Source organism: Streptomyces solicamelliae (assembly GCF_045348655.1).
Taxonomy (GTDB): domain Bacteria; phylum Actinomycetota; class Actinomycetes; order Streptomycetales; family Streptomycetaceae; genus Streptomyces; species Streptomyces solicamelliae.
The window spans coordinates 1,516,281-1,537,121 of record NZ_CP160404.1 but is presented as its reverse complement, the minus strand read 5'-3'; the positions used below and the strand labels follow the sequence as shown (position 1 = coordinate 1,537,121).

Sequence of the window (20,841 nt, the reverse complement as noted above, 5' to 3'; positions counted from 1 at the left end):
CTTGTCAGCTTCCGAAGAATTACGCAACAATGGCGTTGTGAAAAACGTCGGCGAGGCTCCGGAGGAACTCGCGACCGGTGAACGATCGACGCGTAACCGGGTCGCGCGGTCCATCCTTGACCACGGACCCTCCACCGTCGCCGACCTCGCGGAGCGGCTCGGCCTCACCCAGGCCGCCGTCCGCCGCCATCTGGACTCGCTCGTCGCCGACAACGTGGTGGAAGCGCGTGAGAAGCGCGTCTACGGGACCCGTACCCGCGGACGCCCGGCCAAGGTCTTCGCACTGACCGACTGCGGCCGGGACGCCTTCGACCAGTCGTACGACACGCTGGCCGTCGAGGCGCTGCGCTGGATCGAGCGGAACGCCGGAGGGGAGGCCGCCGTGGCCGCCTTCGCCCGGGACCGCATCGAGGCGCAGGCCGAGACGTACCGGCGGGCCGTCGAGTCGGCGGAGCCCGCGGAGCGCACCGAGGCGCTGGCCAAGGCGCTCACGGCGGACGGGTACGCTGCCACTGCGCGGCAGGCGCCCGTCGGCGAACAGCTCTGCCAGCACCACTGCCCGGTCGCCCACGTCGCCGAGCAGTACCCACAGCTGTGCGAGGCGGAGACGGAGATCTTCTCCCGCCTCCTGGGAACGCACGTCCAGCGTCTGGCCACCATCGCGCATGGTGACGGCGTCTGTACCACGTTCATCCCGCACGGCGCCCCACAGACCACTTCTTCATCAGCATCCGCAAGCACGGCCGGGAGGAACCCCGCATGACCACCGAGATCAGCCACCCCGAGCTCGAGGGCCTGGGTCGGTACGAGTACGGCTGGGCCGACTCGGACGCGGCCGGTGCCGCCGCTCAGCGAGGACTCTCCGAGGCCGTCGTCCGCGACATCTCGGAGAAGAAGAACGAGCCCGAGTGGATGCTGAAGCTCCGGCTCAAGGGTCTGCGGCTCTTCGGCAAGAAGCCCATGCCGACCTGGGGCTCCGACCTGTCCGGCATCGACTTCGACAACATCAAGTACTTCGTGCGGTCCACCGAGAAGCAGGCCGAGTCCTGGGAGGACCTGCCGGAGGACATCAAGAACACGTACGACAAGCTCGGCATCCCGGAGGCGGAGAAGCAGCGCCTGGTCGCCGGCGTCGCCGCCCAGTACGAGTCCGAGGTCGTCTACCACCAGATCCGCGAGGACCTGGAGGAGCAGGGCGTCATCTTCGTCGACACCGACACCGCGCTGAAGGAGCACGAGGAGCTCTTCAAGGAGTACTTCGGCACCGTCATCCCGGTCGGCGACAACAAGTTCGCCTCCCTGAACACCGCCGTCTGGTCCGGCGGATCGTTCATCTACGTGCCGAAGGGCGTGCACGTCGAGATCCCGCTGCAGGCCTACTTCCGCATCAACACGGAGAACATGGGCCAGTTCGAGCGGACGCTGATCATCGTCGACGAGGACGCCTACGTCCACTACGTCGAGGGCTGCACCGCCCCGATCTACTCCTCCGACTCGCTGCACTCCGCGGTCGTGGAGATCATCGTCAAGAAGGGCGGCCGCTGCCGCTACACGACGATCCAGAACTGGTCGAACAACGTCTACAACCTGGTGACCAAGCGCGCCGTCGCCTACGAGGGCGCGACGATGGAGTGGGTCGACGGCAACATCGGCTCCAAGGTCACCATGAAGTACCCGGCCGTCTACCTGATGGGCGAGCACGCCAAGGGCGAGACCCTGTCCATCGCCTTCGCCGGCGAGGGCCAGCACCAGGACGCCGGCGCGAAGATGGTCCACATGGCGCCGAACACCTCGTCGAGCATCGTCTCGAAGTCGGTGGCCCGCGGCGGCGGCCGTACCTCCTACCGCGGTCTGATCGAGATCGGCGAGGGCGCCCCGGGCGCCAAGTCGAACGTGCTCTGCGACGCACTGCTCGTCGACACGATCTCCCGCTCCGACACCTACCCCTACGTGGACGTCCGCGAGGACGACGTCACGATGGGCCACGAGGCGACCGTCTCCAAGGTCTCCGAGGACCAGCTCTTCTACCTGATGCAGCGCGGCCTGACCGAGCAGGAGGCCATGGCGATGATCGTGCGCGGCTTCGTCGAGCCGATCGCCAAGGAGCTGCCGATGGAGTACGCGCTGGAGCTGAACCGGCTGATCGAGCTGCAGATGGAAGGCGCGGTCGGCTGAGGCCCTCGCCCCCTTTCGTACGCAGCGACCGATTCACAACGCAGGAAGAGAGCACTACGACAGCCATGGCTGACGCTCAGAACATCCCCGCGGGCTCCACCACCGCGGGCTCGATCGCGGTGGCCGCAGAGTCCACCGTCGCCACGCGCATGAGCGCCCCGCCCTCCTTCGACGTCGCGGACTTCCCGGTCCCGCACGGTCGCGAGGAGGAGTGGCGGTTCACCCCGCTGGAGCGCCTGCGCGGCCTGCACGACGGCACCGCCGTCGCCACCGGCGAAGGCGTCCGCGTCGAGGTCGAGGCCCCCGAGGGCGTCACCGTGGAGACCGTGGGCCGCGACGACTCCCGGCTGCACAAGGCCGGCACGCCCGTCGACCGGGTCGCCGCCCAGGCGTACTCCGGCTTCGAGAAGGCCTCGGTCGTCACCGTCGCCAAGGAGGCCGTGCTCAGCGAGCCGATCCGCATCGCCGTGCACGGCGAGGGCGGCGTCGCCTTCGGCCACCAGGTGATCGAGCTCGGCGCCTTCGCCGAGGCCCTGGTCGTCATCGACCACACCGGCGACGCGGTGCTCGCCGCCAACGTGGACTACGTCCTCGGCGACGGCGCGAAGCTCACCGTCGTCTCCGTCCAGGACTGGGACGAGAAGGCCGTCCACGTCGCCCAGCACAACGCGCTGCTCGGCCGCGACGCCTCCTTCAAGTCCGTCGTCGTCACCTTCGGCGGCGACCTGGTGCGCATCCACCCGCGCGTCGAGTACGCCGGCCCCGGCGGCGAGGCCGAGCTGCTCGGCCTGTACTTCACCGACGCCGGCCAGCACCACGAGCACCGCCTGCTCGTCGACCACAACACCCCGCACTGCAAGTCCAACGTGGCCTACAAGGGCGCGCTGCAGGGCCAGGACGCGCACGCGGTGTGGATCGGCGACGTCCTGATCCAGGCCGCGGCCGAGGGCACCGACACCTACGAGCTGAACCGGAACCTCGTCCTTACCGACGGCGCCCGGGTCGACTCGGTGCCGAACCTCGAGATCGAGACCGGTGAGATCGCCGGCGCCGGCCACGCCTCGGCCACCGGCCGCTTCGACGACGAGCAGCTCTTCTACCTGATGGCCCGCGGCATCCCGGAGAAGGAGGCCCGCCGTCTGGTCGTGCGCGGCTTCTTCGCCGAGCTGGTGCAGCAGATCGGCCTGCCGGACGTCGAGGAGCGGCTGATCGCCAAGATCGAGGCCGAGCTGGAGGCTTCCGTCTGATGGCCTTCGTCCGCGTCTGCGCGCTGAGCGAGCTGGAGACCGACACCCCCAAGCGGGTCGAGGTCGACGGCACGCCGGTGTCCGTCGTCCGCGCCGAGGGCGAGGTGTTCGCGATCAACGACATCTGCTCGCACGCGAACGTCTCCCTCTCGGAGGGCGAGGTCGAGGACTGCGCCATCGAGTGCTGGCTGCACGGCTCCAGCTTCGACCTCCGCACCGGCAAGCCGTCCGGTCTTCCCGCGACGCGCCCCGTCCCCGTGTACCCCGTAAAGATCGAAGGGGACGATGTGCTCGTCTCCGTCACCCAGGAGTCCTGAGTCACCCATGGCAACGCTTGAAATCCACGACCTGCACGTCTCCGTCGAGGCCGAGAACGGTCCGCGCGAGATCCTCAAGGGTGTCGACCTGACCATCAAGCAGGGCGAGACCCACGCCGTCATGGGCCCCAACGGCTCCGGCAAGTCGACCCTGGCGTACTCGCTGGCCGGCCACCCGAAGTACACGATCACCGGCGGCACCGTCACCCTTGACGGTGAGGACGTCCTGGAGATGTCGGTCGACGAGCGCGCCCGCGCCGGCCTCTTCCTCGCCATGCAGTACCCGGTCGAGGTCCCCGGCGTCTCGGTCTCCAACTTCCTGCGCACCTCCGCCACCGCCATCCGCGGCGAGGCCCCCAAGCTGCGCACCTGGGTCAAGGAGGTGAAGGAGGCCATGGAGCAGCTCCAGATGGACCCCTCCTTCGCCGAGCGCAACGTCAACGAGGGCTTCTCCGGCGGTGAGAAGAAGCGCCACGAGATCCTGCAGCTGGAGCTCCTCAAGCCGAAGCTCGCGATCCTCGACGAGACCGACTCCGGCCTCGACGTCGACGCCCTGCGCATCGTCTCCGAGGGCGTCAACCGCGTCCGCGAGACCGGCGAGGTCGGCACCCTGCTGATCACCCACTACACGCGGATCCTCCGCTACATCAAGCCCGACTTCGTGCACGTGTTCGCGAACGGCCGCATCGTCGAGTCCGGCGGCGCCGAGCTCGCGGACCAGCTGGAGAACGAGGGCTACGACAAGTACGTGAAGGGCGGCGCATCCGCGTGACACAGCTGCCGGGCCTCCTCGACACCGAGGCGATCCGCAAGGACTTCCCCCTGCTGGATCGAGTGGTCCACGACGGGAAGAAGATCGTCTACCTGGACTCCGCCGCGACCTCGCAGAAGCCGCGCCAGGTGCTCGACGCGCTCAACGCGTACTACGAGCGGCACAACGCGAACGTGCACCGCGGCGTGTACACGGTCGCCGAGGAGGCCACGGCGCTGTACGAAGGCGCTCGCGACAAGGTCGCCGCCTTCATCAACGCGCCGAGCCGCGACGAGGTGATCTTCACCAAGAACGCCTCCGAGTCGCTCAACCTCGTGGCCAACATGCTGGGCTGGGCCGACGAGCCCTACCGGGTGGACCACGAGACCGAGATCGCCATCACGGAGATGGAGCACCACTCCAACATCGTGCCGTGGCAGCTGCTTTCGCAGCGCACCGGCGCGAAGCTGAAGTGGTTCGGCCTCACCGACGACGGCCGGCTCGACCTGTCGAACATCGACGAGATCATCACCGAGAAGACGAAGATCGTCTCCTTCACGCTGGTCTCCAACCTGCTCGGCACCGTCAACCCGGTCGAGACGATCATCCGCCGCGCCCAGGAGGTCGGCGCCCTCGTCTGCATCGACGCCTCGCAGGCGGCCCCGCACATGGTGCTGGACGTGCAGGCGCTGCAGGCCGACTTCGTGGCCTTCACCGGCCACAAGATGTGCGCCCCGACCGGTATCGGCGTGCTGTGGGGACGGCAGGAGCTCCTCGAGGACCTGCCGCCGTTCCTCGGCGGCGGCGAGATGATCGAGACCGTGTCGATGCACTCGTCGACGTACGCGCCGGCCCCGCACAAGTTCGAGGCGGGCACGCCCCCGATCGCGCAGGCCGTCGGCCTCGGCGCGGCCGTGGACTACCTGTCGGCGATCGGCATGGAGAACATCGCGCGCCACGAGCACGCGATCACCGAGTACGCCGTACGGCGTCTGCAGGAGGTCCCCGACCTGCGGATCATCGGCCCCACCACGGCCGAGGACCGCGGCGCCGCGATCTCCTTCGTGCTCGGCGACATCCACCCGCACGACGTGGGCCAGGTGCTCGACGAGCAGGGCATCGCGGTCCGGGTCGGCCACCACTGCGCGCGGCCCGTCTGCCTGCGGTACGGAATTCCTGCGACCACGCGGGCGTCGTTCTATCTGTACTCCACTCCGGCCGAGGTCGACGCCCTGGTCGAGGGGCTGGAGCACGTCCGTAACTTCTTCGGATAGGGCTGACCTGTGAAGCTGGATTCGATGTACCAGGACGTCATCCTGGACCACTACAAGCACCCGCACGGGCGGGGCTTGCGGGACGGCGACGCCGAGGTGCACCACGTCAACCCGACGTGCGGCGACGAGATCACGCTGCGCGTGAAGTACGACGGCTCGCGCATCGAGGACGTGTCGTACGAGGGCCAGGGCTGCTCGATCAGCCAGGCCTCGGCGTCCGTCCTGAACGAGCTGCTCGTCGGCAAGGAGCTGGCCGAGGCGCAGAAGATCCAGGGCACGTTCCTGGAGCTGATGCAGTCCAAGGGCCAGATCCAGCCGGACGACGCGATGGAGGAGATCCTGGAGGACGCGGTCGCGTTCGCCGGAGTCTCCAAGTACCCGGCCCGGGTGAAGTGCGCGCTGCTCAGCTGGATGGCGTGGAAGGACGCGACGGCCCAGGCTCTGGGCGGCGCGGCGGAAGGGAAGTCGGCATGACCGAGAACGCAGAGGCCACCACGGCCACGACGGAGCAGGCCGCCGAGGCCGTGGCGCTCAAGCCGGCCTCCGAGGAGGAGGTCCGCGAGGCGCTGTACGACGTCGTCGACCCCGAGCTGGGCATCGACGTGGTCAACCTCGGCCTGATCTACGGCATTCACATCGACGACGCGAACATCGCGACGCTCGACATGACGCTGACGTCGGCGGCCTGTCCGCTGACCGACGTGATCGAGGACCAGGCGAAGGCGGCCACCGACGGCATCGTCAACGAGCTGCGGATCAACTGGGTCTGGATGCCGCCGTGGGGCCCCGACAAGATCACCGACGACGGCCGTGAGCAGCTGCGCGCGCTCGGCTTCAACGTCTGATCGGCCACGTGTGAAGGGCCGCACCCCTCGGGGTGCGGCCCTTTCGCATGCGCGAGCTCAGAAGCCCGGTGTCCCGGGCGTCCCCGGCGTCCGGTGCGCCGCGGCGCTCTCGGCGAGCGCCGGGGCCAGGTTCTCGTTGCGGATCCGCTGGTCCACGTAGAGCAGGCCGTTGACCAGGGGCGGGAACGTGGTCTGGATGAGGTAGCCGACCAGCTGGGCCACCAGGACGATCACGACGTACACGGAGACCACCGACACGACGTCGGACACCTGCGGATCCGGGCCGAGGTCGGAGGCGGCCGTCATCAGCGGGACCATGCCGACCATGACGAGGACCTGCTGGACCACGCCGGCGATCACACCGGCGATGAGCGCGACCAGGATCGTGATGCCGAAGACCGGCCACCAGCGGCCGCGCACCAGCCGGGAGGAGCGGCGCAGCGCCGCGATCGGCCCCTGCTTCTCGAAGACCACGGCGGCCGGGGCCAGGATGAACTTCACGTACAGCCAGATCGCCGGGACGGCGGTGACCAGCGCGCCGAGCAGGCCGACGACGAGGATCACGCCCGCGGCCGCCCCGTCGTCACCGTCCCCGGACACCGCGGCCACCGAGGTGCCGATCACGACGACCGAGAAGGCGACGACGGCCAGGACCGTCGGGATCATGGCGATCAGCCCGCTCAGCAGGGTGGTGCCGATCAGCGCAGGCACCCGGGGCAGCGCCTCGCGCCACACGGAGCCGAAGGTCGCCGGGCGGCCGACCACCGCGCTCTGGAGGACGGCGAGCATGGCGGCCTGCACCGTCGCGACCGCGATCACATAGCCGACCGTCAGCACGGCGATCACACTGACGAACGCGACGACGAACGGCTGGAACACCTCCCACGGGGGCGGCTCCGTGCGGGACGGGTCGTCGACGGCGTCGACGAAGTCGGGAACGGCGTCGGCGACCCCCGAGACGGCGAGGAGCACGGCCACGCCGACCACCACCGAGTACACGCCGAAGACGACCAGCGGTATGCCGAACACCGCGCTCTTGTACCGGCCGATCGCCGACATGGCGCCGCCCAGCAGATCACCGATGCCGAGCGGCCGCAGCGGGATCACCCCGGGCTGCGGCGGGGGCGGCGGACCCCAGCCCGCGCCCCGGCCCGGATCGCCGTACGGGCCCCACCCCTGGTTCTGCGACATTCCCCGCTCCCTGCGTCCTGTTCCCGCCACCGATGGGTGACCCGCACACGGTATCCGGAGGGGACATGCCAAGGACATGGGCGCGTTGTGTACGCTCGTACGCATGGGTTACGGACTGCTCGCCGGAGCGATCGCCGCGGAGATCGTCGCCACGCTCTCCATGAAGTACAGCGAGGGCTTCTCCCGGCTCGTTCCCTCCCTCGTCACCTGCGCGGGCTACGTCCTCGCCTTCGGCCTGCTCGCGCAGGCGCTGAAGACCCTTCAGATCGGCACCGCCTACGCCATCTGGTCCGGAGTCGGCACGGCCGCCGTCGCGGCGATCGGCGCCCTCTTCCTCGGCGAGGGCATGAACCTCGCCAAGATCGCCGGCATCGGCATGATCATCGCCGGGGTCGCGGTCCTCAACCTCGGCGGCGCCCACTGATGGCCCGGGCCCGCCGGTACGACCCGGACCGCCGCCGCCGGATCGTCGACGCGGCCCTGCGGGTGGTCGGCCGGGACGGCATCGCCGGGCTCAGCCACCGCACCGCGGCCGCCGAGGCGGACGTGCCGCTGGGCTCCACCACGTACCACTTCGGCTCCCTCGACGAACTGCTGGTCGCCGCACTGCGCCAGGCCAACGAGGGCTTCGCCGCCATTCTCCGCGAGAGCGAGACGCTGGCCGACCCCTCGGCCGACCTGGCCGCGGAACTCGCCCGGCTCACCGGCGTCTGGCTCCGCGGCGACCGCACCGGCGTGGAGCTGGAGTACGAGCTCTATCTCGCCGCGCTGCGCCGCCCCGCCCTCCGCCCGGTCGCGGCCGAGTGGACGGAGCAGGTCACCACGCTGCTGACCCGCCGCACCGACCCCGCCACCGCCCGCGCCGTGGCCGCCCTGATGGACGGCATCGGCCTCCAGGTGCTGCTGACGGGCGGCGCGTACGACGAGGCGTACGCGCGCGAGATGCTGGCGCGGATCATCCGCTGACGCGGCCGTGAACCCGTTCCGGCGCTGCGGGCAACAACGGGTGTGACAGCTATCGACTACGGAACAGGAGCGGCCGTGACCGGGCCCTCGGAGTCCGCGGACGCGGATGTCGTCGCCGCGTCGCGCGAACGGCCAGAGCTCTTCGCGGAGTTGTACAGCCGCCACGCGGCCGACATACACCGCTACGCCGCCCGTCGCCTCGGGGACGAGGTGGCCGACGACATCACGGCCGAGACCTTCCTGACGGCCTTCCGGATCAGGCACCGCTACGACACGACCCGTGGCAGCGCCCGGCCCTGGCTGTACGGCATCGCCGCCAACCTCATCGGCCGGCACCGCCGCACCGAGGTCCGTGCGCTGAAGGCCCTGGCCCGCACCGGCCACGACCCGGTCGCCGAGGCATGGTCGGACCGGGCCGACGACCGGCTCGCCGCTCAGGCCGCGCACGGTCCCCTCGCCGCCGCGCTGGCCCGGCTGTCGGCCCGGGACCGGCACACGCTGCTCCTGGTCGCCTGGGCGGACCTCAGCTACCAGGAGGTCGCGGAGGCCCTCGACATCCCCGTCGGGACGGTCAGGTCCCGGCTCAACCGCGCCCGCACGACCCTGCGCGGCGCGCTCGGAGACGCCGATCCCACGCGCGTCCACGACAGTGCCCCGGAGGCGGCCCATGGATGAGATGAAGACCCTCCGGGACTTCCGGGCGGACGCCCCGGCCCCGGACCGCGCCCGGCTCACCCCCGGCCGCCAACGCCTCCTCGACGCGACCGCGCGCCGGGACCCGGGCTGGGGGGAGCGTCTGCGCCTGAAGATCGTCGCGCCGGTCGGGGCGGCGGCGCTGACAGCCTTGGTGGTGCTCGGCGTCCAGACCTGGTCCGGGCCGCCCCGCGACGAGGTCCGGCCGGCGAGCGGCGTCACGTTCCTGGAGGAGGCGGCGCGGGGCATCGAGAGGACGGGGGACGGGAAGCCGGCGCCGCGGCTGGGGCCGGACGAGTGGGCGTACAGGATCTCGGCCGACCTCTGGCGGCCGGAGCCCGAGAAGAAGTCCGAGTTCCCGCCCCTGCCGAAGGACTGCGCCGTCGATCTTCCGGGCGGCCTCGGGCCGGGGGTCGTGCAGGTCCAGGTCGACGAGTTCTGGCGCAGGGGCGACGGGACGAAAGGAGGGGGCGCGACCCACCGCGCGGGCAAGTGCGGCAAGACGGACTCCTTCAACATGTCCGCAGGGCCCTACCCCAAATACGGCAGGCCGATCGGGTACTACTACGACTTCGTCGCCAAGCCACGCACGCCGGAGCACCTCGTGGACGAGCTGCGCGGGTCGGGAATCAGCGGCGACTTCAGCACCAAGGCGGACGACGCAGGGGACTTCCAGACGCTCGTCGGCCTGTTCCACATGCCGCTGGAGACCACGCCCGAGTTCACCGCCACCGTGTACCGGGCCATGGCGAGGATCCCCGGTGTCATGGTGACCCAGGAGCAGGACGCGATGTTCGGGCGGAAGGTCGCGGTCGTCGCCCACAAGGGGGATGCGCAGTCCGCGAAGCAGCCGCGGAGCGAACTGCTCCTGGACCTCAAGACGTACCGGGTGCTCGGAATGCGCACGAGGATCGGCACCGAGCCGATCAAGCAGCTGGGCCCCTTCGGGAAGCCGGGCAGCCTGATCGACTACACAGCCCTCGTCGACGTCGGGATCTCCGACGAACTCGGCGACTGGCGCTGACCGACCTGGGTGAACACCCGAACCCGGCCCGCCCGCTCCGGCGGAACCGCCGACGCCCCGACCGGGAGCTGAGACCGGTTCGCCCGGGGGAGGGCGGGCCGGTTAGGTTTCCCTCATGACCGACACCACTGCTCCTCGCACCACCGGCGCCGTCGCCGCCGGCCTCGCCACCGTCGCCGGCGACGGCACCGTACTCGACACCTGGTTCCCCGCCCCCGAGCTCACCGAGGCCCCCGGCCCGGCCGGCACCGAGCGGCTGTCCGCCGAGGCCGCCGTCAACGCCCTCGGCGCGGGCGCCGCCAAGGCGCTCGGCGTGGACGCGCGGCGTGGCGTCGAGGTCGTCGCCGTGCGGACGGTCATCTCCTCGCTCGACGACAAGCCGCTCGACGCCCACGACGCCTACCTGCGTCTGCACCTGCTCTCGCACCGCCTGGTCAAGCCGCACGGCCAGAGCCTGGACGGCGTCTTCGGCCTGCTGGCCAACGTCGCCTGGACCTCGCTCGGCCCGGTCGCCGTGGACGACATCGAGAAGGTGCGGCTCAACGCCCGCGCCGAGGGCCTGCACCTCCAGGTCACGTCGATCGACAAGTTCCCGCGGATGACCGACTACGTCGTCCCGTCCGGCGTTCGGATCGCCGACGCGGACCGCGTCCGGCTCGGCGCGCACCTCGCCGCGGGCACCACCGTCATGCACGAGGGCTTCGTCAACTTCAACGCCGGCACCCTCGGCACCTCCATGGTCGAGGGCCGCATCTCCGCCGGCGTCGTCGTCGGTAACGGCTCCGACATCGGCGGCGGCGCGTCCACCATGGGCACCCTGTCCGGCGGCGGCAACGTGGTCATCTCCATCGGCGAGCGCTGCCTGATCGGCGCCGAGGCGGGCGTCGGCATCGCGCTCGGCGACGAGGTCGTCGTGGAGGCCGGTCTGTACGTGACCGCCGGCACCCGCGTCACCATGCCGGACGGACAGGTCGTCAAGGCCCGTGAGCTGTCCGGCGCGTCGAACATCCTCTTCCGCCGCAACTCGGTCACCGGCGCCGTCGAGGCCCGCCCGAACAACGCGGTCTGGGGCGGTCTGAACGACATCCTCCACAGCCACAACTGAGCGTGACCGATCGCGGTGACTCTGCGTTAGCGATACAAGGCGGAGTCACCCGATCGGACAAGCGGAGGAGCGGGCATGAGGACGAGGGACATCATCGGCAGGGCGTGCGTGGTCGCGGCGGCGGTGCTGCTGCCGGCCGCCGGGACCGCGGTGGCGGACGAGACGCACAGCGGCTCGCACAACGGCCCCGCCGTCTCGAACGGCCCCAGCCTCGCGCTCCACACGGGTCAGATCGACGACCCCCTGGAGGACGTCCTCGAGCACGCGGCGCTGTTCGGCAGCACCTACGTGTACGACTGAACCAGCTCCTCGTACGCCGCGCGCAGCCCGTCGACCGCCTCGCGGCCGGCGGGCTGCAGCGGTTCGCGGACCGGCATCCCGAGCAGCGCCTTGGCGGTGACCGTGCCGGGCAGGCCCGAGGCCATCATCAGCTCGGCGAGCGGCAGGTTCAGCGCGTTGAGCCGGGCCGCCTCCGCCGTGTCGCCCCGGTCGAACGCGTCCAGGACCGCGCGCAGCGGACCCGGGACCACGTTCGCGACCGTGCTGATGTAGCCGCTGCCGCCGAGCGCGTACAGCGGCAGGTTCAGCTCCTCGCAGCCGGAGTAGTACGCCAGCGAGGTCCGCGCGAGCACCTTCGTCGAACCCAGCAGGTCGTAGGCGCAGTCCTTCACCGCCACGATCCGCGGGTGCGCGGCCAGCCGGATCATCGTCTCCGGCTCGATACGGGTCGCCGTGCGGCCGGGGATGTCGTACAGCATCACCGGCAGGCCCGTCGCGTCCGCCACCTTCAGGAAGTGCGCCTCCACGGCGGCCTGCGGGGGCCTGCTGTAGTACGGCGGGATCACCAGCAGCCCGTCCGCGCCCGCGTCCTCGGCCTGCCGGGCCAGTTCGACGGTGTGCCGGGTGTCGGCGGTGCCGACGCCTGCGACGAGGGCCGGTCCGGGACCGACGGCCTCCCGCACCGCGCGGATCAGCGCCGCCTTCTCGGCGTCCGAGGTGGTGGGGGACTCGCCCGTGGTGCCGTTGAGGACGAGCCCGTCGCAGCCCTCGGTGACCAGCGTGGCGGCCAGCTTCGCCGCCGCGCCGAGGTCCGGTCCGCCGGCGGCGTCGAAGGGGGTGACCATGGCGCACAGGGCCCGGCCGAAGGGGCGGCGGCGTTCGGTGAGGTGAGTGCTCATCACTCCAGTCTTGGCAGCTCCGACCGTGAAGGTCCACTTAGATCTTCTTGGGGGGAGGGGTAAGCGACGGTGAAGTGTCGGACCCGTCTGATCCAATGGACCCATGAGCGACCCCAAGCCGTCCACCGCTCTGCCGGAGGACCTCGACCTGCTGCGCACCCGCCTGTCCGCAGGCCACGACCGTGAACCCCTCGGCTGGGACGGGGTGCGCGCCTTCGAGGCCGCGCACGACGTCGTGCTGCCCGAGCCGTACCGCACGTACGTGGCGGAGATAGGTGACGGCTGGGCCGGCGGGGTCGTTCCCCTCGGCGAGCAGCCCGCCGACTTCCCGACGCCGGCCGCCGAGCGCGACCTGGCCGCGCCCTTCCCGCTCACCGAGGCGTGGACGTGGGAGGACGACGAGGAGCACGACGAGGACGAGCTGGAGGTGCTGGTCGACCCGGTCTACGACCACGGCTCGCTCGTGCTCGGCACGGACGGCTGCGGGCTGTACTGGCACCTCGTCGTCAGCGGCCCGCAGCGCGGCCGCGTGTGGTGCGTCGCCGACGTCGGCGCGGGACCGTTCGGTCCGGACTTCGGGTACGAGGGAGAGGGCGAGCCCGGCTTCGCGCAGTGGGCGGTGCACTGGACGGGAGAGTGAACGGGGTTGACCTCAAGCGTGCTTGAGGTCGGAGGGTGGGGTTCTCGACGAACGAAGGAGCCCTCCGTGAACGCCGTCATCCACCCGCACGCCCGTCCCGACCTGCGCCGCGCCGACCTCGGGCTCGTCATGGCCAGCACCTGGCGCGTCGGCACGCCGGAACGGCAGCGGGCGGCCGTGGACGCCATCGCCAGGGCCTGGCAGGCCCGTGACTGGCCGGACGTCGGCCTGCTCTCGTACTCCGTGTACATCGGCGACGACGGCGACACCCTGCTGCACTACTCGCAGTGGACCGGCGAGCAGGAGTACCAGGACTTCGTGGGGCGCCACCGGGACGACCGCAACGGGGAGATCGACGCGGCGGTGCCCGGCATCGAGCGGGTCGTGCTGCACCGCTACCACCCGCCGTACCGCTCCCTGGCGACGGGCGAGCCCCGCGTCCCGGGCTGCGTGGTCGCCGTGGACGTGGAGTTCGACGGGCCCGACGCCGCACGGCAGCGGGACTGGGTGGACACCGTCGTCGAGGCCCGGGCGGCAGACCCGGACCCGGCGCCGGGCGGCATCTCCGCGCACTTCCACCTGGGCGTCGACGGCGCCCGCGTCCTCAACTACACCGAGTGGGAGAGCCGTCAGGCCCACGTCGGGGCGCTCGCCCGAAGGCGCGACGGCTCCGCGACACCGCAGTGGGCGAAGGTGCAGGAGTACCCGGGTGTCGTCCGCACCACGGTGACGCGCTACGCGCCCGCGCTGAGCCTCAGCGCGGGCGCGTAGCCTCCGGCGGATCGTGCCGCCCGTCCGTCCTTACGGGCGGAAGCGCAGCACCTGCGGGTCGTGGTCGCTGTTCTGCTCGGCGAACTCCGCGTTGATGTGCACGCTGTCGTACTCGAAGTGGTGCACCCCGGGGCTGGTCAGGATCTGGTCGAGAACCTGGCTGTTGCCCTGGAAGACGTACGAGTAGCGCTCGTCGCGGGGCAGCGACTTCACGGCCGGGTAGAGCACCCCGCCGTCGGTCAGCGCCTCGGTGGTGGCGGAGAACTCGAAGTCGTTGATGTCGCCGAGGACGACGACGTCGGCCTGCTTCTGGACGGCCAGGACGTCCTTGACGAAGGCGTTCACGGCCTGCGCCTGGAGCAGACGCTTCGCCTCGGAGGAACGGTTCGGCGGCTGGCGGTGCGAGACCAGCGACTCGTCGCCGCCCTTGGAGCCGAAGTGGTTGGCGACCACGAACACCGTCCGGCCGCGGAAGACGAACTCGCCGGCCAACGGCTTGCGGCTGCTCTCCCAGGCGGTGTTCGCCGGGTCGATCCGGCCGGGGGAGTGGGTCAGCTCCGCGCCGTACGCGCCCTTCACGACACCGGTCGCGGTCGTCGCGTCGCCGCCGGCGCGGTCGATGAAGTCGACCCGCTCCGGGTTGAAGAGGAAGACCTGGCGGATGTTGCCGCCGGGCTCGCCGCCGTCCTTGTTGTTCTCCGGGTCGATCGAGCGCCACTGGTAGCGCGGGCCGCCGGCGGCGACGATCGCATCGGCGAACTTCTGCAGGGTCTGGCCCGCCGCGACGGTGCCGTCGTTCTTGGCGCCGTTGTCGTCCTGGATCTCCTCCAGGGCGACGATGTCGGGCGAGGCCAGGTTCTCGACGACGGCCTTCGCCAGCGCGTCGAACTTCGCCTGCGGGTCCGACGGGTCGAGGTTCTCCACGTTGTACGTGGCCACCGCCAGCTCGTTCTTGTGCTGGCGGTCGGTGACCTCGCGCTCCAGGCCGCGGTCGACGACCGTGCCCAGGGTGCGGGCGGTCAGCGTGTAGCCGCCGTACTGGTTGAAGTCCAGCGGGCCCTCGGTCGTGCCGGACAGTACGTCGCCGACGTTCGCCTTCGGGAAGGGCTGTTCGGCGATCGGGGTCAGCGACTGGATCTGCAGCCGGCCGGTGTTCTGCGAGGTGTACGAGCCGTAGACGGCGCCGCCGCGCTCGGAGCGGTTCTCCCACGGCTTCACCGTGACCCACAGCTCGGAGTACGGGTCGGTCGCGCCGACCACGCGGGAGGTGCCGACGCGGACGTTCGTGCCCTCGAGGGACTCGTAGTAGTCCAGGGCGTAGGTCTCCGGGTCCAGCTGCAGCCCGTTGATCGAGCCCTGGGCGGCCGGGTCGCCCTCGGGGGCGTACGCGTCGGGCACGGAGAAGCCGTCGATGGTGACGGCCTCCGGCACCGGGTTGCCCGAGGAGAGCACGGTGACCGTCGGCTTGGAGATCTGGGTCAGCGACTGGTTGCCCGAGTTGAGCCCGCCCGGGACGTACTCGCCGACCGTGCCGGCGACGCTGACCGAGTCGCCGACGGCGACCTTCGGGACGGAGCTGGTGAAGACGAACAGGCCCTCGCTGGTGGTGGGGTTGCCGTCGCCCTGCGGGTCCTGGATCCAGAAGCCGCGCGAGCCGTAGGTGCGCACCCCGGTGACGATGCCGGTGACGCCGGTGACCTGCTGGCCCACCAGCGGCGAGATCCGGGTGGTCCCCTGGATGTCGTGGATGCGGACGTCGGCGGCGGAGGCGGTGCCGGAAGCGGCGAGCAGGCCCGCGGCCAGGGCAGCGGCGACGACGGAGGAGACCGCGGCGGATCTCGGTATGGAGGAAGGCATCAAGAAGCTCCGGTAACGCTTGGAGAATCGGTCGATTGATCTACGCGCGTCAATCTCTTGGCAGAGCCCCCCACTTGTCAAGGGTCCGCAGGTGTACGAGGGCTGACGGAATCGTGAACCGGCGGACGCGGCCGCAAATGCGTCTACGCTGAAGGCCGCCTGGCACCGCACCTCTGAGGAGAAGACCCCGATGGCATCGGACCGCCCCACCCTGCCCCCCGTTCGACTGCGCTCGGACGCGGAGCTGGCGCGGGCCGCGCTCGCCGCGCCGCTGCTGGCCGGGGCCGTGCGACTGGCCCGCTGGGCCGGTCCGGAGACCCGGGTCGGCGCGGGCGGCGAACTCGCTGACGACCAACTGCCCGCAGCGGCGGAGGCGTTGGGCCTGGAGCCGGACGAGGACGGCGCGGCGCACGCCAGCGAGGCGTGGCGGGTGGCCGTCGACACCGGGCTCGTGACGGTGCCCGAGCCGGAGGACGACGAGGACGAGGCGGCCGGCGTCACGGCCGGCGAGCAGCTGGAGCTGCTCACCAAGGGCTCCCCGGCCGACGTGCTCGCGGTGTGGCTGGACGGCTTCGACGCGGTGTTCGCGGACGCCACGGCGCCGGTCTTCGACGACCTGGCCGACCTCATCGGCGAGGACGGCGAGATCGACGTCTCCCGGCTGGACTGGGACCCGGAGGCGGAGACCGCGTTCCTGGAGGGCGTGCTCGGCAACCTGTACCTGCTGACCGTCAGTGAGGGCGGCTCGGGGGAGAGCCCGGTGCCGCTGCCGGCGCTCGCCGCGTCGATGATCGTGCCGGACGACATGGGCGAGCCGACGGACGACGTCCTGGAGCAGGTCTCCGAGGCGATGATGCGCCTCGACGACCAGTTCCGCGTGCTCGAGCCGATCGGTCTCGTCGAGTACCAGCCGGTGGACGAGGCGCTGATGGCCGAGGAGGGCGACGAGCCCGCGCCGGCCATGGACGACGAGGACGTGTCCCGGTACGGGCTGGTCCGGCTGACCCCGCTCGGCCTGTACGGCATCCGGACGCGGATGCTGGAGGCCGGGGTGGACGCGCCGGCGGTCGGTGACCTGACCGGCAAGGGCGCGGAGGCGCTGCTCGACGGGGTCGGGCACTACCCGTCCGAGGCCGCGCGCGCCGAGATCGAGCTGTGGCTGGCGGGCCGCGAGCCGGTGGCGGCGGCGCGCGAGCTGCTCGCCGCGGCGCGCGGCGCGGACGCGGGCTCGCCGCTGCGGCGGCTGCACTGCCAGCAGGCGCTGTCGCTGGTCGGCGCGGACGCGGAGCCGGCGGTGCGGGAGGTGCTGGCCGACTCCGAGCTGGGCGGACTCGCGCGGGTGTGGCTGGCGGAGCGGGGCGCGGCGGACGTGCCGGCGCCGCCGGAGGAGATGATCTTCTGGCTGGCCGTGGACACGATCGCGGCGCAGCTGGAGATGGACGGCGACCTGGAGGAACTCCAGGACCTCATCGAGGGCCTGACGGGCCGCCACGACGGTTTCTTCGACGCGGTCTGGCGCGTCGAGCACCCGGCCACGGCGGACGTCCTGGAGGCGATGGGCCGCCTCCACCGCGACAAGCGGATCGCCAAGGAGGCCCGCAAGTCCGCCTTCAAGGCCCGCTCCCGCACCGAGGGCTGAGCCGCTCCCGCACCGACGGCTGAGCCGGGCCGGCGCCGACGCCGAGTCGGGCCCGCGCGCGACCGCGACGGCTGTACCGTCGCCGTCCGCAAGCAGTTCGGTCCCGACGAGGTCACCCGGGCCCGCAAGCTGGAGGGCATGTGGTGGGGCGACGGGGGCGCGTACATCGTCTCCTCCTACGCCCGCGAGGAGAGCCCCGGCGCCCCGCACGACGGCCAGGTCTGGTTCTACGACCCGCGCCGCCGGACACCCTCAAGGCGCTGATCGGCGTCGCCACCGGCTACGACGGCCCCGACAACATCACCGTCTCGCCGTACGGCGGGCTGGTCATCGCCGAGGACGGCGAGGGCGCCCAGCACCTGTTCGGGGCGACCGACCGCGGGCGTACCTACCCGATCGCCCGCAACCAGCTCAACGACAGCGAGTTCACCGGCGTGGTCTTCTCGCCCGACGGCGAGACGCTGTACGCCGGCATCCAGACGCCGGGCATCCTGCTCGCCGTCACCGGGCCCTGGCGGCGGCAGCCGCAGCGCTGACCGCCACCGCCCCGAGCCGGCCGTCCGACTACAGCGCCTGGGCGGCCGGCTTCACCATGCCCCGCACCGTACGGGCCTTCACGAACTCGCCCATCGCCGTCATCTCCCACTCGCCGGAGAACTGGCGGATCAGCTTGCACATCATCACGCCGGTCTGCGCCTCGGCGTTCGTCAGGTCGAAGCGGACCAGCTCCTCGCCGGTCGCGGCGTCCATGAGCCGGCAGTATGCCTTGGCGACCTCGGTGAACTTCTGCCCGGAGAACGAGTTCACGGTGAAGACCAGGCCCGTCGCCTCCGCCGGCAGCCGGCCGAGGTCGACGGTGATGACCTCGTCGTCGCCCGCGCCCTCGCCGGTCAGGTTGTCCCCGGAGTGGCGGACGGCGCCGCCGAGGATGGTCAGCTTGCCGAAGTAGCAGCTGTCCAGGTGGTTGCGCTGGGGGCCGTACGCGATGACCGAGGCGTCCAGGTCGATGTCCTTGCCGCGGTACGCGGGCTCCCAGCCGAGGCCCATCTTGACCGCGGACAGCAGCGGGCGGCCGCCCTTGACCAGCGACACCGTCTGGTTCTTCTGCAGGCTGACCCGGCCCTTGTCCAGGTTGATCTTCCCGGTGGCGGGCGGGGCCGGGGGAGCGGCCGGCGGGGCGGCGGGCGCCTGCGGGGCCGGGATCCTCGGGTCCACGGCCGGGGCGGGCGGCGCGACCGGGGCCGGCGGGGCGACCGGGGCGGCGGCCGCGGGCTCCTCGTCCACCGAGACGCCGAAGTCCGTCGCGATGCCGGCGAGCCCGTTCGCGTACCCCTGGCCCACCGCGCGCGCCTTCCAGGCTCCGTTGCGCAGGTAGATCTCCACCACGACCAGCGCCGTCTCCGCGCCGAGCTGCGGCGGGGTGAACGTGGCGAGCACGGCGCCGCTGTCGGCGTCGCGGAGCGTGGCGGTCGGCTCGATGCCCTGGAAGGTCTGGCCCGCCGCGTCCGGACTGGCGGTCACGACGATCTTCTCGATCCCGGCCGGCACCGCCGCGGTGTCCACCAGGATCGCGTCCGGCGCCGTGCCGCCGCCCGAGCGGTACGTCACGCCGGGCCCTGACGGCTGGTTGTAGAAGATGAAGTCGGCGTCGGAGCGGACCTTGCCGTCGGGGGTGAGCAGCAGGCCGGAGACATCGAGGCGTACCGGGGCGGCGACGTCCACCGCGACGCGCGGGGCGGCGAGCGGGATGTTCGAGCCGGGGGTCATTGCGGTCATGTCCCGGGTAACGAGCGACGCCGCTTTGCCGTTCCCTTACCTACGCCCACCCTGGTGACGCGGATGCGAACGGGCCGTGCGCTCGTTGCCGAACTTGTACGAGCCGGTCCAGCGGGCCATGACGAGCTGTGCGTCACCGGACGCCACGGCCGTCAGGAACTTCTCCGCGCGGTCGCCGCGCAGGGTCGCGGCGGCGCGGCCGCGGTGCACGATCTCGACGCGGCCGTCGCCGAACCGCTGGTAGCTGAAGCCCTCGGGTCTGCCCATGGCGGCATCCTCCCGCCGTCCGGTCCGGCGGCGCACCCGAATATCCTTCCGCCCTGTGGGTGGGGACACGGGGAGCTCGTTCCGTACGCGGGACGTGGACGAGGCGCGGCGGGAGATCGGCGCGCGGTACTACGCGAACTTCATGGACGTGGTCGAGACGAGACGTCCCTTCGCGGCCCGCTTCGACATCGTCGACCTCGGTCCGCTGGTCCTCGGCGAGCTGATCTGCGGCGCGGACGTCCGGATGCGCTTCGGCGAGCTGGGCCAGTACCACGTCGACGCGCCGCTGACCGGCAGCATCGACTGGCGCCAGGGCGGGCGCGGCGCCGGCACCATGGATCCCGCCTCGGGCGTCGTCTTCGACCCGGCCGGCGACACGGCCCTCGACCGCTGGGGCGGCGACTGCCGGGTCCTCGCCGTGAAGATCGACGCGGACGCGCTGCGGGCCCGCCTGGACGCGCTGCTCGGGCGTCCCGCGGGCCGCCGGCTCGCCTTCGCGCCGCGGTTCGACCTCACCGGCGGCCCCGGCCTCGGCTGGCTCCGCCTGGCCCGCCGGGCCTTCGGCGAGACCCTCGCCGACGAGGGCCTGGCCCGCCACCCCCTGATCGCCGCGCCGCTCCAGGAAGCGCTGCTCAACGGGCTGCTGCTCGCCGCCGACCACCCGTACCGCGAGGAGCTGGCGCACCCCGGCGAGCCGCGCCGTCCCGCCCCGGTCAGGCGCGCCATGGACGCGGTGCGAGCCCGCCCCGAACACCCGCACACCACGGCGGAACTCGCCGCCCTCGCCCGCGTCGGCGTGCGCCGCCTCCAGGAGTCCTTCCGCGAATACCTGGGCATGACCCCGATGGCGTACGTACGCCAGGTCCGCCTCGACCGGGTGCGCGACGAACTGCGCACCGCCGAGCCGGACGAGGTCACCGTCGGCGAGGTGGCCTGGCGCTGGGGCTTCACCCACCCGGGCCGGTTCGCCGCCCAGTACCGCGAGCGCTACGGCGAGACCCCCTCGCAGACGCTCCGCGGCACGTCAGCCGCCTGAACCCGCAAGGGAGTTCGTTTTCCGGACAGTCACCGCGCTCCGCGGATCGCGCCGCGCGCATCGCCTCCGTAGATTTGCCGCTGTCACGT

Annotated in this window: 23 protein-coding genes and 1 pseudogene; 19 read left to right on the top strand and 5 right to left on the bottom strand. The window is 71.5% G+C overall.

Annotation, left to right across the window (positions count from 1 at the left end; all coding sequences use genetic code 11):
• Positions 1 to 37 precede the first annotated feature (37 nt).
• From ABZO31_RS07150 to ABZO31_RS07115, 8 genes are all read left to right on the top strand, one after another.
• Entirely contained in the window at positions 38 to 763 is a 726-nt protein-coding gene (locus ABZO31_RS07150; protein WP_406860214.1) for a helix-turn-helix transcriptional regulator, read from the top strand.
• A complete protein-coding gene (sufB, locus tag ABZO31_RS07145; RefSeq protein WP_406860213.1) occupies positions 760 to 2,175 on the top strand; it encodes a Fe-S cluster assembly protein SufB in 1,416 nt (471 codons plus the stop codon). Before ABZO31_RS07150 ends, sufB begins: the two co-directional genes overlap by 4 nt.
• 65 nt (positions 2,176 to 2,240) lie before the next feature.
• Entirely contained in the window at positions 2,241 to 3,422 is a 1,182-nt protein-coding gene (gene sufD / locus ABZO31_RS07140) for a Fe-S cluster assembly protein SufD (RefSeq protein WP_406860212.1), read from the top strand.
• Entirely contained in the window at positions 3,422 to 3,739 is a 318-nt protein-coding gene (locus tag ABZO31_RS07135; protein WP_393647158.1) for a bifunctional 3-phenylpropionate/cinnamic acid dioxygenase ferredoxin subunit, read from the top strand. The genes sufD and ABZO31_RS07135 overlap by 1 nt, the downstream gene beginning before the upstream one ends.
• Positions 3,740 to 3,746: 7 nt before the next feature.
• On the top strand, positions 3,747 to 4,511 hold the full coding sequence (gene sufC, locus ABZO31_RS07130) for a Fe-S cluster assembly ATPase SufC (RefSeq protein WP_406860211.1): 765 nt from the start codon (positions 3,747 to 3,749) through the stop codon (positions 4,509 to 4,511).
• Positions 4,508 to 5,764 carry a cysteine desulfurase gene (locus ABZO31_RS07125; protein WP_406860210.1) on the top strand — a complete coding sequence of 419 codons (1,257 nt, stop codon included), beginning with the start codon at positions 4,508 to 4,510 and terminating at the stop codon, positions 5,762 to 5,764. The genes sufC and ABZO31_RS07125 overlap by 4 nt, the downstream gene beginning before the upstream one ends.
• A gap of 9 nt (positions 5,765 to 5,773) precedes the next feature.
• Positions 5,774 to 6,238, top strand: a complete 465-nt coding sequence (gene sufU / locus ABZO31_RS07120) for a Fe-S cluster assembly sulfur transfer protein SufU (RefSeq protein WP_406860209.1) — start codon at positions 5,774 to 5,776, stop codon at positions 6,236 to 6,238.
• Positions 6,235 to 6,609: a metal-sulfur cluster assembly factor gene (locus ABZO31_RS07115; protein ID WP_393647162.1), complete on the top strand. Its 375-nt coding sequence runs from the start codon at positions 6,235 to 6,237 to the stop codon at positions 6,607 to 6,609. Before sufU ends, ABZO31_RS07115 begins: the two co-directional genes overlap by 4 nt.
• Before the next feature lie 57 nt (positions 6,610 to 6,666).
• Here the strand turns inward: ABZO31_RS07115 and ABZO31_RS07110 are convergent, their stop codons facing one another.
• On the bottom strand, positions 6,667 to 7,800 hold the full coding sequence (locus ABZO31_RS07110) for a hypothetical protein (RefSeq protein WP_406860208.1): 1,134 nt from the start codon (positions 7,798 to 7,800) through the stop codon (positions 6,667 to 6,669).
• 103 nt (positions 7,801 to 7,903) lie between these two features.
• On the opposite strand from ABZO31_RS07110, the gene ABZO31_RS07105 reads away from it, so the two are divergent.
• The 6 genes from ABZO31_RS07105 to ABZO31_RS07080 all read left to right on the top strand — a co-directional run bounded on the left by ABZO31_RS07105 (position 7,904) and on the right by ABZO31_RS07080 (position 11,888).
• Positions 7,904 to 8,224 carry a DMT family transporter gene (locus ABZO31_RS07105; RefSeq protein WP_406860207.1) on the top strand — a complete coding sequence of 107 codons (321 nt, stop codon included), beginning with the start codon at positions 7,904 to 7,906 and terminating at the stop codon, positions 8,222 to 8,224.
• The gene (locus ABZO31_RS07100; protein WP_406860206.1) at positions 8,224 to 8,766 is read left to right on the top strand and encodes a TetR/AcrR family transcriptional regulator; all 543 of its coding nucleotides are present in this window, start codon (positions 8,224 to 8,226) and stop codon (positions 8,764 to 8,766) included. Before ABZO31_RS07105 ends, ABZO31_RS07100 begins: the two co-directional genes overlap by 1 nt.
• A gap of 75 nt (positions 8,767 to 8,841) precedes the next feature.
• Positions 8,842 to 9,441, top strand: coding sequence for an RNA polymerase sigma factor (locus ABZO31_RS07095; RefSeq protein ID WP_406860205.1), 600 nt, complete (start codon positions 8,842 to 8,844; stop codon positions 9,439 to 9,441).
• The gene (locus tag ABZO31_RS07090) at positions 9,434 to 10,483 is read left to right on the top strand and encodes a hypothetical protein (protein ID WP_406860204.1); all 1,050 of its coding nucleotides are present in this window, start codon (positions 9,434 to 9,436) and stop codon (positions 10,481 to 10,483) included. Before ABZO31_RS07095 ends, ABZO31_RS07090 begins: the two co-directional genes overlap by 8 nt.
• A 115-nt stretch (positions 10,484 to 10,598) precedes the next feature.
• Positions 10,599 to 11,588: a 2,3,4,5-tetrahydropyridine-2,6-dicarboxylate N-succinyltransferase gene (dapD, locus tag ABZO31_RS07085; RefSeq protein ID WP_406860203.1), complete on the top strand. Its 990-nt coding sequence runs from the start codon at positions 10,599 to 10,601 to the stop codon at positions 11,586 to 11,588.
• A 75-nt stretch (positions 11,589 to 11,663) separates the two neighbouring features.
• On the top strand, positions 11,664 to 11,888 hold the full coding sequence (locus ABZO31_RS07080; protein ID WP_406860201.1) for a hypothetical protein: 225 nt from the start codon (positions 11,664 to 11,666) through the stop codon (positions 11,886 to 11,888).
• Here ABZO31_RS07080 and dapA read toward each other — a convergent pair.
• Positions 11,873 to 12,766 (bottom strand): 4-hydroxy-tetrahydrodipicolinate synthase, encoded by an 894-nt coding sequence (gene dapA, locus ABZO31_RS07075; RefSeq protein WP_406860200.1) that lies wholly within the window; start codon positions 12,764 to 12,766, stop codon positions 11,873 to 11,875. The genes ABZO31_RS07080 and dapA overlap by 16 nt on opposite strands.
• A gap of 103 nt (positions 12,767 to 12,869) precedes the next feature.
• Here dapA and ABZO31_RS07070 point away from each other — a divergent pair, with 103 nt between their 5' ends.
• Positions 12,870 to 13,406 carry an SMI1/KNR4 family protein gene (locus ABZO31_RS07070; RefSeq protein WP_406860199.1) on the top strand — a complete coding sequence of 179 codons (537 nt, stop codon included), beginning with the start codon at positions 12,870 to 12,872 and terminating at the stop codon, positions 13,404 to 13,406.
• A gap of 66 nt (positions 13,407 to 13,472) precedes the next feature.
• A complete protein-coding gene (locus ABZO31_RS07065; RefSeq protein WP_406860198.1) occupies positions 13,473 to 14,177 on the top strand; it encodes an antibiotic biosynthesis monooxygenase in 705 nt (234 codons plus the stop codon).
• A gap of 30 nt (positions 14,178 to 14,207) precedes the next feature.
• On the opposite strand, the gene ABZO31_RS07060 is transcribed toward ABZO31_RS07065, so the two are convergent.
• On the bottom strand, positions 14,208 to 16,034 hold the full coding sequence (locus tag ABZO31_RS07060; protein WP_406860196.1) for an endonuclease/exonuclease/phosphatase family protein: 1,827 nt from the start codon (positions 16,032 to 16,034) through the stop codon (positions 14,208 to 14,210).
• A 190-nt stretch (positions 16,035 to 16,224) separates the two neighbouring features.
• Between ABZO31_RS07060 and ABZO31_RS07055 the strand changes: the two genes are divergently transcribed.
• Together ABZO31_RS07055 and ABZO31_RS07050 are read left to right on the top strand one after the other, a co-directional pair.
• The gene (locus ABZO31_RS07055) at positions 16,225 to 17,673 is read left to right on the top strand and encodes a hypothetical protein (RefSeq protein WP_406860194.1); all 1,449 of its coding nucleotides are present in this window, start codon (positions 16,225 to 16,227) and stop codon (positions 17,671 to 17,673) included.
• Between the two features lie 60 nt (positions 17,674 to 17,733).
• A pseudogene (locus tag ABZO31_RS07050) lies at positions 17,734 to 18,209 on the top strand (alkaline phosphatase PhoX); the annotation flags it as partial.
• Positions 18,210 to 18,237: 28 nt separating this feature from the next.
• Here ABZO31_RS07050 and ABZO31_RS07045 read toward each other — a convergent pair.
• Positions 18,238 to 19,449: a TerD family protein gene (locus ABZO31_RS07045; protein WP_406860193.1), complete on the bottom strand. Its 1,212-nt coding sequence runs from the start codon at positions 19,447 to 19,449 to the stop codon at positions 18,238 to 18,240.
• Between the two features lie 36 nt (positions 19,450 to 19,485).
• Positions 19,486 to 19,716 (bottom strand): hypothetical protein, encoded by a 231-nt coding sequence (locus ABZO31_RS07040; protein WP_406860192.1) that lies wholly within the window; start codon positions 19,714 to 19,716, stop codon positions 19,486 to 19,488.
• Positions 19,717 to 19,771: 55 nt separating this feature from the next.
• Here ABZO31_RS07040 and ABZO31_RS07035 point away from each other — a divergent pair, with 55 nt between their 5' ends.
• Entirely contained in the window at positions 19,772 to 20,752 is a 981-nt protein-coding gene (locus tag ABZO31_RS07035; RefSeq protein WP_406860191.1) for an AraC family transcriptional regulator, read from the top strand.
• The last annotated feature ends 89 nt before the right edge of the window (positions 20,753 to 20,841 follow it).

Bases quoted from the DNA above. Each gene is read 5' to 3' on its own strand.
- sufB (WP_406860213.1), top strand. From the start codon at position 760: ATGACCACCGAGATCAGCCACCCCGAGCTCGAGGGCCTGGGTCGGTAC.
- sufD (WP_406860212.1), top strand. From the start codon at position 2,241: ATGGCTGACGCTCAGAACATCCCCGCGGGCTCCACCACCGCGGGCTCG.
- ABZO31_RS07135 (WP_393647158.1), top strand. From the start codon at position 3,422: ATGGCCTTCGTCCGCGTCTGCGCGCTGAGCGAGCTGGAGACCGACACC.
- sufC (WP_406860211.1), top strand. From the start codon at position 3,747: ATGGCAACGCTTGAAATCCACGACCTGCACGTCTCCGTCGAGGCCGAG.
- ABZO31_RS07115 (WP_393647162.1), top strand. From the start codon at position 6,235: ATGACCGAGAACGCAGAGGCCACCACGGCCACGACGGAGCAGGCCGCC.
- ABZO31_RS07110 (WP_406860208.1), bottom strand. From the start codon at position 7,800: ATGTCGCAGAACCAGGGGTGGGGCCCGTACGGCGATCCGGGCCGGGGC.
- ABZO31_RS07105 (WP_406860207.1), top strand. From the start codon at position 7,904: ATGGGTTACGGACTGCTCGCCGGAGCGATCGCCGCGGAGATCGTCGCC.
- ABZO31_RS07100 (WP_406860206.1), top strand. From the start codon at position 8,224: ATGGCCCGGGCCCGCCGGTACGACCCGGACCGCCGCCGCCGGATCGTC.
- ABZO31_RS07090 (WP_406860204.1), top strand. From the start codon at position 9,434: ATGGATGAGATGAAGACCCTCCGGGACTTCCGGGCGGACGCCCCGGCC.
- dapD (WP_406860203.1), top strand. From the start codon at position 10,599: ATGACCGACACCACTGCTCCTCGCACCACCGGCGCCGTCGCCGCCGGC.
- ABZO31_RS07080 (WP_406860201.1), top strand. From the start codon at position 11,664: ATGAGGACGAGGGACATCATCGGCAGGGCGTGCGTGGTCGCGGCGGCG.
- dapA (WP_406860200.1), bottom strand. From the start codon at position 12,766: ATGAGCACTCACCTCACCGAACGCCGCCGCCCCTTCGGCCGGGCCCTG.
- ABZO31_RS07070 (WP_406860199.1), top strand. From the start codon at position 12,870: ATGAGCGACCCCAAGCCGTCCACCGCTCTGCCGGAGGACCTCGACCTG.
- ABZO31_RS07060 (WP_406860196.1), bottom strand. From the start codon at position 16,034: ATGCCTTCCTCCATACCGAGATCCGCCGCGGTCTCCTCCGTCGTCGCC.
- ABZO31_RS07055 (WP_406860194.1), top strand. From the start codon at position 16,225: ATGGCATCGGACCGCCCCACCCTGCCCCCCGTTCGACTGCGCTCGGAC.
- ABZO31_RS07045 (WP_406860193.1), bottom strand. From the start codon at position 19,449: ATGACCGCAATGACCCCCGGCTCGAACATCCCGCTCGCCGCCCCGCGC.
- ABZO31_RS07040 (WP_406860192.1), bottom strand. From the start codon at position 19,716: ATGGGCAGACCCGAGGGCTTCAGCTACCAGCGGTTCGGCGACGGCCGC.